This window comes from Candidatus Thiodictyon syntrophicum, from assembly GCF_002813775.1.
In the GTDB taxonomy this organism is placed as follows: domain Bacteria; phylum Pseudomonadota; class Gammaproteobacteria; order Chromatiales; family Chromatiaceae; genus Thiodictyon; species Thiodictyon syntrophicum.
The window spans coordinates 4,833,325-4,845,948 of the sequence record NZ_CP020370.1 but is presented as its reverse complement, the minus strand read 5'-3'; the positions used below and the strand labels follow the sequence as shown (position 1 = coordinate 4,845,948).

Below are 12,624 nucleotides of genomic sequence, written 5' to 3'. Positions count from 1 at the left end.
ACAGATAAGATTCTTTCTCTTCATCTGTGAACATCTGTGACATCTGTGGATAAGTCCGAAATCGCAGACGCTGGGCGGTGGCAGGTGGCAAGGTCATAACGGCTGTCCCTCATGCGGCGCAATCTCGTGGATGGGTAATCGGCGCAGGTTCGGAGCCAGGAGCAGCACATCGACCCTGCGGCCATACAGCGAGCGAGAGATGCGCGTCGACAACCGAGCCGACAGCGCGGCCGGGTGCTCGACCGCGGCGGGGAACTCGATCAAGAGATCAAGATCCCCGCCGGCCGCGTCGTCGTGCAGGCGCGACCCGAAAACCCGCACCTGGGCCGCCGGTCCTGCGGCGTCGCCGATGATGCGGCGAATCGAGCCGATCTGTGCTTCGGTCAGGCGCATGTTTCAATGCCCCAAAGTGAGGAAAAGATTATCCACAGATGCACACAGATGTTCACAGATGAAGAGAAAACTCACCTTGTAGATGAATACCGCATCAACGAGAATCAGCATTGTCCGGCCCCAGTTCGTTTTCCTGCATCGCCTGGATTTCTTCGTACAGTCGGGTCAAGTTGGTATCGACGAATGCCTCCCCCGGCCCCATGAAATCCAGCTTTTCCGAGACTGAGGGTATCGAGAAGAAGGGAACTGAGTTTGTGTAGCCCTCCGGCGTTCGATAGAGATAGTGGACACCCGCGCGCGCCACACCATCATCCAGATGATTGAGGATCATCGGGCTGTGGGTCGTTATCAGTACCTGCTGCCGCGAGCCCACAAGGGTGTCGAGCAGAAATTCCACCAATTCGTGGTTGATACCATTCTCGATTTCATCGAAAAGCACAAACTCGCGTTTCGTCAGAATCTCAGCAAGTATTGCCATAAGCCGCAACATGCCGTCGTTGACGTGTTTGGCCTCGGTGTAAAGCTGGGTGTTTCCGAACTGCTCACTGATGTTCAACTCCTTCCCGCCGGCACCTAGTGAACGGATGACGAAGTGGGTCAATCGCGGATAGCACGCCTGAAGTTGCGCCAACAACGCCGTTCGCTGCGCCGCCGAAAGTTCGTGAAGGAACGCCGGCAGGCACTCGCCAGCCGAACCGCGGCCCCCATGGCGCGATGACGTCTTCGTTCTGAGGAATTGTGGCGCCGGCACGTCCAGTGCTACAGTGTTCTGCAAAAACAGCTTGAGAGCAAGAAGTTGGGGAGTAAGCATTTCGTCCTTGAGTTGGGACAACAGGGACCCTTCGTACTCGAACGTGATCTTTGTCCGGGCCATTTGCCCGTGCTCGTCCGCAATCGCATAGCTGCCGTCATCGACGGCGAAGATGATGCGCTGGTCGGTCCTGACCACTTCTTGAGTGCATTTCAGCGACGTGCGATTAAATCTTGCCGCCCAGTTCAGCACCTCGTCCCCTTGCCGCAATCCGGTGGTGACAGTGATATTGCTCTTTCGGATCAGCTTGGAATTCAGGTCGGCGGGACTCCATTGGCGCTGCTCCAGCCACCGCGACATCCGCCCTTTGAACAAGCAGGCGATGAAATCAACGGCTTGAATGACGGTCGATTTCCCGGAACCATTCAAACCAATCAGACAGGTGAAGTCCGCCAAAGCGAGCTTGAAATCGACCAGCGACTTGAAGTTGTCAACGCTGAGCCCGGTCAAGCGCATGGGGATAGCCACGCTCTCCCCGTCATCGGGGCGCGTTCGAGTCCCGCTGTCAGTGGATTTCATGGGCTGTCTTCCCCGAATTTCCCCATCTCCTCCCGCGCGGGCGGGAGCGCGTCGAACTGGCCCTCCGGGATGCTTGCGTTGGACTTCCATTGGTCAGCCTGCGGGCCGTCGAGACTCCGGAGGCTGACCGCCGAGCAGACCCTCCAGAGTCGAGGCCTGGAGCATACCGTCCAGCCAGCCGTCAACTTGGTCGAGGGTTGCTGTGTCAATGCGGGCATCCGCCCACTGCGGCAGCTCACCAAAACGACGCCGGAGCAGGCGCTTCAAGGCATCGGCCTTGCCTTGCAGCTCGCCTCTGCGCTCGCCTTCCAGAATGCCCTCCCGTATGCCCTCTTGGATGCCCTCCCGCTTCCACTTCTGCGTCCACTCTTCAACGTGTTCGGCCAACATCGTCTCAACCTCCACTAAATCATGCAGTTCCGGAATTTTCTCGTCAGGCATCAGTCGCCTGAGTAAGACCCGCGCGAACCATACAGATAGCGCCCGGCGCAGGCTGGCGTAGCCTGGCCCCTGCAACCGGGCGCTGAGCCGACGCAGGATCGGGCGCACCGCGTCCGGGCCGTCGGTTGCCAGGACCTCCAATCGGACCAGTTCAGCCGCCACACTGCCGGCTTGGTCCAAGGTCTCCACGCCAATCCGGCCCTCGTCGATCAAATGATAGCGGTGCTGGGGACAGTAGCGTGCCAAAGCGTTCGGCAGCGGAACGATCAGCTCGGCGATGTCGCGCGCCGCCGTCCAACGCCCGGTGCCGTTGTAGAGCACCAGCGGAAACACCGGCGGCAGGCGTTCACCCGCCGCCACCGCACCGCTCTTGATCAGGTCCTGGTAAAGCAACCCGGTGTAGACCATCACCCGCACCGCCATCCAAGGGTCGACCTGACTTTGGAACTCGATCAGCAAATACACATAGAGCCATTCCCCGGCTACCCGTACCCGCCAGATGATGTCATCCTCGCGCTCGCGCAGGTCGTCGGTGACATAGCTCCCGCCCTGTTTCTCCAAGGTGGTGAAATCGATCAGCCCCAGCCAGTCCTCCTGCACGAAGTCACGCAGCAGGCCCTCGACCATCTCGGGATGGGAGAACAGGTGCTTGTAAGAGCCGTCCTGCGGCGCGCGTGCCGACGCGGCAGGCTGGCGAACAGGCGGACGTTGGCGAGGGGGGCGGGGCATGGCGGCGGGGGCTCAGGACTCCGTAAAGCTATTTATTATCCACAGATGACACAGATGGACACAGATGGACACAGATGAAGAGAACGATTCTTATCTGTGTTCATCTGTGTCAATCTGTGGATTCTTTCTGCCCGGTTACGGCCTTGACCTCGGCGAGCAGGTCGCCGAACTTGGCGTAGTTGGCCTTGACGCCGTCGTCCAGGTCCAGGGCGATGCGCTGGTCGGCGTAGTGGCGCAGTTGCTCGTCGTAGCGGCGCAATTCGTCGAGCTGGCGGGTCAGCTTGTCGCGCTCCTTTTGCAGCCGCTTGGCTTGGGCCGTGGTGGACGCGGACGCGATGTCATCGGCGAGCCGGTCGATGCGGGCGGCCATCTTGCCTTGCAGCGGGACCACGTATTCCATGCGCATGCGCGCGAGGGTGCCCTCGTGGTAGCGGTGCAGGTAGACCAGGGCCTCGAATGCCTTCTGCTTGCCGCTTGAGAAGCACCAGTAGATGGGCCGCCGCTTGTAGGTTTGCAGATGGTCCTTGAAGAAGCTGGCCGAGAGATAGCGGCGGATGGTCTCGTCCGGGGTCTCGCCGGACTTTGGCCCCAGACTCTCCGCCAGCCAGGCCATGTTCTCGTTCAGTGTCTCCGTGCCCCAGACGGCCAACAGGAATTCACGGATGCGGTTCGAGGCGTCGTCGTCGAACCAGTTTGCATCAGTGATGGGGACGATGCCGTCGGCGTCGGGGGGGAAGGGATTTTTGTCCACAGATGACACAGATGAACACAGATGTTCATTTCCTGATCTGTGTTCATCTGTGTCATCTGTGGATTTTTCTCTTGTGGCATCAGTGATACCGTCGGGGGCGGGGAAAGAAGAATTGTCCACAGATGACACAGATGAACACAGATAGTCATTTCTTGATCTGTGTTCATCTGTGTCATCTGTGGATTTTTCTCTTGTGGCATCAGTGATGCCGTCGGCGGCGGGGGAAGAGGAATTGTCCACAGATGACACAGATGAACACAGATAGTCATTTCTTGATCTGTGTTCATCTGTGTCATCTGTGGATTTTTCTCTTGTGGCATCAGTGATGCCGTCGGCGGCGGGGGAAGAGGAATTGTCCACAGATGACACAGATGAACACAGATAGTCATTTCTTGATCTGTGTTCATCTGTGTCATCTGTGGATTTTTCTCTTACGGCGTCAGTGATACCGTTGGCGGCGGGGGAAGAGGAATTGTCCACAGATGACACAGATGAACACAGATAGTCATTTCTTGATCTGTGTTCATCTGTGTCATCTGTGGATTTTTCTCTTACGACATTATAGATTGCTTCAAAGTCCTGGTTGCCGCTATGCGCGTAAATCAGCCCCGGCCGATCCAGGCGATACCGGCCCATCATGCAGCCGATGGCGTAGGAGATCAGGCGCTGGCAATCCTTCTCGCGGTCGGCGCGGGCGAGGGTGATTTGGTCTTCGGGGACTTCCGGGGAGAGTTCGTCTTGCAGGCCATAGGCTTCGATAAAAATGCGGTTGTTTTCGCCTTCTATTTCTCTTATTTGGGCTATTTGAAATGCCGTATTGGCTTCCCAAGTTTCCCAATCATTTTCTAGGCGCGAGCCAAATTGCTTCCTGGCATTAGAGTTAGCTGGAGGATTATGCGCCCCCGAACGAATCCACGGAAAAGATTGAAATCCCCATGAGCATTCAGCAGCATCCCAGTCATTCTTCGCGATTCTTACGCATTGGCTCACACCGCTTCTCAAGACTTCACTCTCAATCTCAGCAACCGGGACTTTTCCTACCGGACCTTCATGAAAATCAAGGGTTGGGCTTATGCACTTCAATATTTGACTAACGATAGCAGAGTTGCAGAATCCAAGTACGCGCTTGAGAATATCCTCTCTATCAAAAAAGCACATGGCACCTTTGGTTTCAAATATGAAACCTGCCGGAACATATCTCATCGAAAACAATCCGCCAGAGATCGTTGACCAAGTGATGCCTGGTTTAAAATAGAGCGCTTCATTAACGACGCGTTTTGAGGCGCTTCCGTATCTTGCGACCGCGAGCGCTTTTATTCTTTCGCCGTTATCTTCCCAGTCAACGAGATATTCATGATTACCATACCACTTCCTAAATGCCCCGCCTTTTTGACAGGGAAACCAGCGCCTTCTGGAGCTAAAGGCTTCTTCCGCAGATATTGCATCAAATAAAGTATTGCTAATAGAACATTCATGCCACAACCGGAGAAAACGCTCGTTATCCATAGTCGCTAAACCTTGGCGGGGTTTTCCGATATCCGACAGTGCGGGATACGAAGCAAAACTCTGCTTTAGTTTCTCGCTGACCCAGTACGCTACAGGGCTTCCTGGGATTATCTTAAAGTCATCCTGAATCGCGTTATCGAAACGGTTTTGCCCAGCGCGTAGCGCCATTGCCTTTTTTTCTTCCTGCCCATCAACCAACCGGAAGAACACCGGCTTGAATCCATTGAAATGGCAAATTTGGAGGGAGAAAGCTGTAGTTTGAACTACTTCCCCAGAGATTTCGCCAAAAGCCCGTGCGCCCAAATGCGCCATCGTGACGACGGTTCGCCTTTGAAGGATCTTTTCCCGCATCGCCTCGAACGACGACAAGAACATCCAACTCTGCATCGTCACCATGCTGTTGAAGCCGCAAGACCTACACCAGTCAAAGCCGCGCTCAATAAACATCGAGAACAGATCGGATTTGCTATCCGGAAAGACATTCTTGGCGTAATCCTTTAACGCGGCGTTCATCCCTTTGCCGCCCATATACGGCGGATTCGCCACCACCGCATCGAACCGCATCGCCAGCACCCGGGCCTGTCGCACCAGCGGCAACAGCCCTTCCGCCGCCGCCCACGCGAAGACGTCGCCACTATCCAGCGCCTGCAACAGGCCCGACTCCATCTCCGGCAACACCTTAGCCAGCGCGGGCGGAATCGGAATCAGCGACCCAAAGGTCTTGGCCTCGGCGAAGGTGTCGATCAGGGCGGCAATCGTCGATCGGGTCAGCGCAGCGTTACCTGACGCGTCCGGCGCAACCGATTCGCCGAGGTTCATCTGCGGGAGGGTGTCGGGGAAGAGGTCATCTTGAGCGAACCCGGCGGCTTGTTGTCGGGTTACACCCGCAGGGTTAGCCCGACCTACCATTGCGCCGATCGGTTGCAAAGAACGGGTCAATTCGTCCGCATTCAAGCCCTTGCTCTCCTGCAAGGCCAATACATTGAGCCTGGGCGGATCGTTGAGCAACCGCCGGTCATCGGCGCGCGCCTTCATCAACAAGGCAAAGCCGGCCAACTGGGCGGCCCGGTCGTCGATATCCAGCCCGTAGAGGTTCTTCTCCAGGATCAGCCGTGGAATGTCCCGGGGGCGGTAGCCGCGCTCCAGATAGATGGCCTTGAGCACGTCATAGGCCACGACCAGGATGTGCCCGGAGCCGCAGGCAGGGTCCAATACCGTGATGGTTTCAGGATTCAGCATGATCATCTTGCGGGACGCTGGTATCGACGTAATGCATCAATAGCAATCCATATCGCCCTGGGCTTTCAGGAAGCGGAGCTTCCCGGAGCGGATTCCCAAGCGGAGCTTGGGAATCGGCGAAGTCTTCATCTGTGTTCATCTGTGTTCATCTGTGGATCATCTTCAGCAATTCTCGCAGCAATCAACGCATCCAACTGCGCCTGCACCTCCGGCGTCTGCTCCGCCGGCTCGATGTAATAAGGCCACTGGTCTTTGAGCGTGGACGCCGGGTTGGCCATGAGCCACAGGCGCCCGACGCTGTTCTGCACCAGGTATTGGACGATCCAGTTGGGGGTGAAGAGCTGGGTGGCGGCGGGGATGTCCTCGCTCTTCACCACCTTGCCTATCACCTGATCCTTCTTCTCGGAGATATAGAACTGGTAGAGCCAGCCGATGATCTCGACCTCCTGCCAGTCCTCGTCCGGGATGGTGCTGACCAGGTCGCGGATCAGTGAGTCGGTCTGAAGCAGGTTGTCGGGCAGCAGCAGTTCGGTCTCGTCGTCCACGCGCTCGAACAGAAAGGGCATGGCCCGGTGCAGGGCCCGGCACTGGGCCAGCAGCAGGTCGCGGTAGAGTTCTTCGTCACGGTTACCGTCCATCTTGAGCTCGATGACCCGCTCCCGATCCAGACCGGGCAGGTCCAGATGCTCGGCGTGCCCCAGGACCTCCGGCAGGAGCAGTCCCGCGGGATGGCTCAGCACCCGGAAGCTGTGGTCCAGGTACCCGTGCAGTTCCATGAAGCGGATGGCGACGAGGCGGTTGAACCAGGTGTAGGCCGCCGCCTCCATGGTCTGCTCGAAGCCGTGCTGCGTGACCCGCGCGGCGAGCTTCTGGCGCTGGGTGCCGACCGACCGCGGGTAGGGCTGCCCCTCGATAAAGACCAGTTGCCCCTCCTCCCGTACGGGCGCGGTGCCCTTGGCGCTGAGGCCGAAGGTGCCCGCGCGGCGGGTAACGGCGGCGATGAAGTCGCGCCGGGCCTTGGGGGCGTAGGTCTTGATCTTGTTAGTATTCATGATCCACAGATTCGGATTGTCCACAGATTCGGATTATCCACAGATGACACAGATGAACACAGATAAATGCCTTCTTCTCTTCATCTGTGTTCATCTGTGTCATCTGTGGATTCTTCTCTTGCGGCATGAATGATACCTGCGGGGGCGGGGGAAGAATGATTGTCCACAGATGACACAGATGGACACAGATAAATACCTTCTTCTCTTCATCTGTGTTCATCTGTGTCATCTGTGGATAATCTTCCGTGCCGTTGGCAAAAGGGACTGAGCGTCGTGCGCCAACCACAGAATGGTGCAGATATCAGGCATACTGAAAAACCGGAGTCTGTATCATTCGCACCGGCGGTTTGCTTCCCTTCACCAGTGCTTGGATGTGCTCAACGGTCTCTGGTGCGAAGAACTCCTCACCGGTCTCGCGGCAGACGCGCGCCGGCACGTCGTCGATGACATACAGCTTGCCGTTATACTCGATCGTGTAGGTCACCATCGTTTCAACCATTGTCTCTCTCATGATGCCTCTGGATTTCAGCGATCATGCTCTCGCATTTCCCGGCAAAGATCGCCTTTCAAGCCTTGTTGTTCATCTGCGGATCGGCCGACAACGCCAGCCGGCTCAGGAACACCTGATGGAGCCGCTCGGACAAGCGAAATCCATGGTCGATCGATTCCTGCAGGAGTGCGCTGGCCACCTGCGGCTCCAGGATACCGCGCTCCACCGCGAGTAACAGGACGCCGACCAGTCCCAAGATCGGGATCTTCATCATCCGTGCGATGGTCCGCGCTTTTTTTTCGTCCACCAACAGCGGCAGTCCTCGCGCTCGGGCGAGCGCCAAGGCCTCCGCCTCGCCCGCGTCGAGCAGCGTGCGCAGTTCACCGAGCAATGGGAAGTCCTCCACCGCGACGACTTCCAGGAAGCTGAGATGCGCGACTGTGTTCTCAACGGACGCGTCGCCTGCCAACCACTCCCGGTAAACCGCCCGCGGCAGCAAGACGCGCTCGAAACAGGCCCCGAGCAGGTCCAAGCGCTGTCGGCCCGCCAACACGATCAGGGCGGTCGTATCGCTGACGATGGCGTCCATTCAATGACTGCCGAGCAACTCCAGGGTTTCGAGGTCTTCGGCCAAGTCGTAGTCGGCGATGGCTATCCCCAGCTCGGACAGTAGCCGCATGGTCTCCTCCTTTGATTTCTCGAACACCTGCGCGACCTGCCCCAGGCTGAGATCGCCCGCCTGGAAGGAGCGCACGGCGATCCATTTGCGAAATCCCAGATCGAGCAGGCTGTCGTCGAAGGCGGCGGCGATCCCGATCGGTTTGCCGTGCCGGGTGATCAGCAGGTAGTCGCCGCTGTCGAGCGCCTTGCTGAGGACGCCTGGGTTGGTTTGCAGCGCTTTGATGCCGACGGTCTGCATGGAAGTTACTCCGCTTAAGGGGTACATCTAGCATAACATCCGCGCGCCACGACCGGAACGATGAACGTCTCTCCAGACAAGACCCACCGGAGCAACCGCTCGGATTTATCCACAGATGACACAGATGAACACAGATGAAGAGAAAACGTTCTTATCTGTGTTCATCTGTGTCATCTGTGGATAATTGATTACCGGATCTCGATGCGCTCCCCCGCGCTGATGGCGTTCTCCAGCGCCTTGCGGAGCCGATCCAGGTAGCCGTCCACGTCGCTCTGGGTCTCCAGATACCCGGCCGGTGCCAGGGCCGCGACCTTCACGACACGCCGCGGCTTGACGTAGACCGGCTTGTCTTGCTCGCCGACTGTACCAGGGTCTTTCCGTTGACTGGCCGCGGCCTCGATCTTGGCGAACGCCTCGTCCGCCGCGTCGATGGCGGCCTGCCCGGCCTGGTCGAGGTGGGCAATGCTGGCTTGGGTCTCGACCTGGCGTCTGAGGACTTGCAGCGGCAGGAGGCACAGGTTGCGCAGATCGGTTGCGGCCTTGGCCTCGTCGAGCTCCACCTGGACCTTGCCGAGTTGGGCATCGATGCCTTGCAGGACCTGGGCTCGGCGCTCCGCGACCAGGGCGGTGTCGATGCCTTCGACGGTCTGAATCAACGACTCGGCGTCCTTGATCATGCCATAGGGGGCGGCGGCGTCGAGGATGGTCTGGATGCGCGCAAGGGCCGCGGCCGCCTTGGGGTCTTTGTCGAGCCAGGTGCGGTTGGGCTGGAAGCGGGCGGCGGCCTTGCGCAGCCGCTCCCAGGTGGGGCGCTGGGTCTCGTAGAAGTTCGTCAGCTCATGGACATTGTCGGACAGGTCGAGCAGGTCGGTCTTGCGCTCCAGGAAGGTGCCGATCAGGCCAAAGCTCTCGGTCTCCGCCAGGAGCTTGGCGATGACACCCGCGGCATCGGCGATCTCCTGCCGGCCCGGGTAGGCGTCGGTGTCGGCCAGGGTCTTGTATTGGCCGAGGTTGGTGCGCCAACCGCCCAGGTGTTCGCGCAGGCAGGCGGCGAGCGCGTCCTCACCATCGGGGGCGATCTGGCCGAAGACCTCTTTGGCCAGTTGGCGGGCGGCCTGGAGTTGGCCCTGATCGACCGTCTGGCGCTTGATGGCCGTGATGCGGCGCCATTTGCTGGGGGTGACGACCGCCTCGAAGATCTTGTCCGCGGACAGGGTCGCACCGTCCATCACCAGGCTGATGGCGCCCTTGCGGACCAGGCGGGCCACCAGCAGGACGACCTCCCACTCCGGCCAGCCGTAAGGCCGCCGGCCGAACCGGTCTTCCACGAGGTCTTGCAGGATCACCTGACGGTTGGCGCCGGCCATGAGGTTGACATGGCCCTCGACCTCGGCGAGTGCCTGCTGGTTGCCCTGACCGGCCTCCAGCGAGAAGCCCAGATCGTCCACGTCGGTGGCGCTGAGTACCGCCTTGATCTCGGCCTGGGGGTTGGCGGACAGGTGCGCGAGGTAGCCGAGCTTGTTGAAGCTGTTGCGGATGAGATAGTTCAGGGCATCACTTAAGGAGGCGGCGGCGGTGCCGCCCTTGGGCCGGACCGGCTGGCCGGCGGCGTAGTAGGCGGCCTCCTTGCAGAGGCGCTCCAGTTGCAGGACCAGGCGCGCGCGGCGCTCCCGGTTCTCCTCTTGGCGCTCGCGCAGGATCTTGACCGTGGTGGTCGCGGCCGTGCCGTCATTCTTGCGGCCGATGTACCGGTCGGTCTGCAACCAGGTGCGTAGCTCACGGCCCAGGGTCTTGTCGTCGTCGAGCCGAACGATGAGCTGGCCGCCCTCGGCGGCGCTTTGCAGGATGCAGCGGGCCTCTTCGTACATTGGGTAATCGTCGGCCAGGGGGGTGACGAGGGACAGGACCAGGTCGCCGTCGGTGCGGGTGCCGTGCGGGTGCAGGTCGCACAGGCGGTTGATGCCGAAATCTTTGTTGTTGTCGGGGAAGCGCTGCTTGCGCAGCCCCTTGAGCAGGTCATCGAAGATCAGCTCGCCCAGGAACTTGGCCTCTTCCGCGGAACTCAGGTCAACGTCCTTGATCTCGCGGCTGATGTCGCGCTCTTCATTGGTGAGGAAGAAGAAGTCCTCGCCATTGCGTCCGATCAGGGTCTCGCGCTCCAGGCGTTGGAGGCTGGCCTCGATCTGTCGGCGCAGGGCCAGGCGGTCGGCGTCGATGCGGTCGACGAACAGGGTCACCAGGTTGTCGACGTTGCCCCGGATCTCCTCGACATAACGGATCAGGAACAGGGTGCGCAGAAGCTGCGAGTCGAAGGGTTCGAGCTTGTCGTTGCCGGCGGCGTGGTCGAGGGTCGACTTGACGACGCCTTCGAGGAAACTCTCGATGGCCGGGTAGAAGCGGTGCAGCGGGACCAGCACCCCGACCGGCTCGGCGGCGAGTTGGATCGCGGCGGACTGGAAGGCGTCCAGCATGGACCGCTCGCCGCGAGCCAGGTGCAGGCCGGTGACCCCGTGGCGGCGGATGGCCTCGAAGACCTTTTGGATCAGTTGGAACTGGTAGGGGGCAAAGGGGTAGACGCTGACGAAATCCAGTGCGTCAGCATAGGGCTTGAAGGTCATGCCAACATTGCTGAAGCTGAGCTGGTTCTTGAGGATGTCGGCCTGGTCGCGGTAGAGGGCCGCCAGGGTCGCGCGGGCGGCGTCGGTCTTGTCCAGCAGGCGCTTCTGGATGACCTCATCCACGTTGGCGCTGGAGAGCGAAAGGCGGGTCTTGAAACGACCCTGGATCTTGGAGAAGTCATTGGCGCGGGCGGCACGGACCTCGCCCAGCACCGCGTCGATGTCTTCTTGGGAGGTGACCACGACCCAGGCCCGGCCGCCGCAGACGGTGCCCAAGTTCTCGGCGATGGTCTGGAGGTTGAGCATCAGGTGGGTGTCCTGGCCGATGAACTGGCCGATCTCGTCCGCCAGGAAGCAGATGCGGTGCGCGGGGCCCCGACTGTCCAGGTAGGCCTTGATCCAGCCGGCGAAGTTCTCGACGGTCAGGAGCGACTTGAAATCGTCCTCGCAGCGTTCGAGCCAGGCGCGTGCACCCTCGGGGGTCTTGCCCAGGGCCTGCGAGAGGGCCAGCACCAGTTCGTCGGCGTAGAAGCTGTAGCCGTCGCGTTCCTGCTCCCAGTCGCACTTGGCAATGGTGCGGAATGCGGCCTTGAAGGCGTCGAGCTTGCCCGACGCCGCGAGGTGCCGCTCCAGGTCGGCGATGTGCGGATGATCGGCGCAAAACCCGAGCTTCTCGTTGAACACCTTCAGGAAGACCCGCAGGATGGCGTCACGCCCGCTGGCGGTGTCGGCCTTGCTGTCGATGTTGAACAGGCAGACATCCACCGCGGTGCCGACGGCGCGCTTGATGTCGGCGGCCAACATGGCGTCCTGGATCTTGCCGTCGAAGAACGCGATGGCACGCCGGGTCTGCCCGGCATGGCTGATCTCAAGGTTCTCCAAGAGGTAGGAAAGGATCTTGAGAAAGTGGGACTTGCCGGAGCCGAAGAACCCGGAGATCCAGACCCCGACCTTGCCGACCACCTGGGGGTCCCCGGCGTGGTCGATCGCATCCAGGTAGGCGCCGAAGAAGCGGCGGAAATGGATGTCGAGTTCCTTGGTGACGACGTACTCGTCGAGCTCCTGCCAGACCGACGCACTGTCGGCCTGATCGGCCTTGATGACGCCGTTGATGGGGCGGTCGATCGGCTTGGTGAACAGATCCTTGATCAACATG

9 protein-coding genes are annotated in these 12,624 nt (G+C 59.8%); all 9 read right to left on the bottom strand.

Annotation, left to right across the window (positions count from 1 at the left end):
* Positions 1-93: 93 nt before the first annotated feature.
* The 9 genes from THSYN_RS20455 to brxC all read right to left on the bottom strand — a co-directional run bounded on the left by THSYN_RS20455 (position 94) and on the right by brxC (position 12,623).
* Positions 94-393: a nucleotidyltransferase domain-containing protein gene (locus tag THSYN_RS20455; protein ID WP_100920753.1), complete on the bottom strand. Its 300-nt coding sequence runs from the start codon at positions 391-393 to the stop codon at positions 94-96.
* A gap of 94 nt (positions 394-487) precedes the next feature.
* Positions 488-1,723, bottom strand: coding sequence for an AAA family ATPase (locus tag THSYN_RS20450; RefSeq protein WP_100920752.1), 1,236 nt, complete (start codon positions 1,721-1,723; stop codon positions 488-490).
* Positions 1,724-1,816: 93 nt separating this feature from the next.
* Positions 1,817-2,893 (bottom strand): Rpn family recombination-promoting nuclease/putative transposase, encoded by a 1,077-nt coding sequence (locus tag THSYN_RS20445; RefSeq protein ID WP_236848629.1) that lies wholly within the window; start codon positions 2,891-2,893, stop codon positions 1,817-1,819.
* Between the two features lie 109 nt (positions 2,894-3,002).
* Entirely contained in the window at positions 3,003-6,389 is a 3,387-nt protein-coding gene (gene pglX, locus THSYN_RS20440; protein ID WP_157817815.1) for a BREX-1 system adenine-specific DNA-methyltransferase PglX, read from the bottom strand.
* A gap of 125 nt (positions 6,390-6,514) precedes the next feature.
* Positions 6,515-7,441 (bottom strand): BREX-1 system adenine-specific DNA-methyltransferase PglX, encoded by a 927-nt coding sequence (locus tag THSYN_RS20435; RefSeq protein WP_216644596.1) that lies wholly within the window; start codon positions 7,439-7,441, stop codon positions 6,515-6,517.
* A 301-nt stretch (positions 7,442-7,742) separates the two neighbouring features.
* On the bottom strand, positions 7,743-7,940 hold the full coding sequence (locus THSYN_RS20430; RefSeq protein ID WP_216644595.1) for a YgiT-type zinc finger protein: 198 nt from the start codon (positions 7,938-7,940) through the stop codon (positions 7,743-7,745).
* Positions 7,941-8,007: 67 nt separating this feature from the next.
* On the bottom strand, positions 8,008-8,520 hold the full coding sequence (locus tag THSYN_RS20425; RefSeq protein ID WP_100920749.1) for a PIN domain-containing protein: 513 nt from the start codon (positions 8,518-8,520) through the stop codon (positions 8,008-8,010).
* Positions 8,521-8,850, bottom strand: a complete 330-nt coding sequence (locus THSYN_RS20420) for a UPF0175 family protein (RefSeq protein WP_100920748.1) — start codon at positions 8,848-8,850, stop codon at positions 8,521-8,523. It abuts the gene before it with no gap.
* A gap of 188 nt (positions 8,851-9,038) precedes the next feature.
* Entirely contained in the window at positions 9,039-12,623 is a 3,585-nt protein-coding gene (gene brxC / locus THSYN_RS20415) for a BREX system P-loop protein BrxC (RefSeq protein WP_100920747.1), read from the bottom strand.
* Position 12,624 lies beyond the last annotated feature (1 nt).

What these genes read in the sequence shown, in the direction of transcription:
- THSYN_RS20425 (WP_100920749.1), bottom strand. Translation starts at nt 8,520, where the DNA reads ATGGACGCCATCGTCAGCGATACGACCGCCCTGATCGTGTTGGCGGGC.
- THSYN_RS20435 (WP_216644596.1), bottom strand. Translation starts at nt 7,441, where the DNA reads ATGAATACTAACAAGATCAAGACCTACGCCCCCAAGGCCCGGCGCGAC.
- brxC (WP_100920747.1), bottom strand. Translation starts at nt 12,623, where the DNA reads ATGTTGATCAAGGATCTGTTCACCAAGCCGATCGACCGCCCCATCAAC.
- pglX (WP_157817815.1), bottom strand. Translation starts at nt 6,389, where the DNA reads ATGCTGAATCCTGAAACCATCACGGTATTGGACCCTGCCTGCGGCTCC.
- THSYN_RS20420 (WP_100920748.1), bottom strand. Translation starts at nt 8,850, where the DNA reads ATGCAGACCGTCGGCATCAAAGCGCTGCAAACCAACCCAGGCGTCCTC.
- THSYN_RS20430 (WP_216644595.1), bottom strand. Translation starts at nt 7,940, where the DNA reads ATGGTTGAAACGATGGTGACCTACACGATCGAGTATAACGGCAAGCTG.
- THSYN_RS20445 (WP_236848629.1), bottom strand. Translation starts at nt 2,893, where the DNA reads ATGCCCCGCCCCCCTCGCCAACGTCCGCCTGTTCGCCAGCCTGCCGCG.
- THSYN_RS20450 (WP_100920752.1), bottom strand. Translation starts at nt 1,723, where the DNA reads ATGAAATCCACTGACAGCGGGACTCGAACGCGCCCCGATGACGGGGAG.
- THSYN_RS20455 (WP_100920753.1), bottom strand. Translation starts at nt 393, where the DNA reads ATGCGCCTGACCGAAGCACAGATCGGCTCGATTCGCCGCATCATCGGC.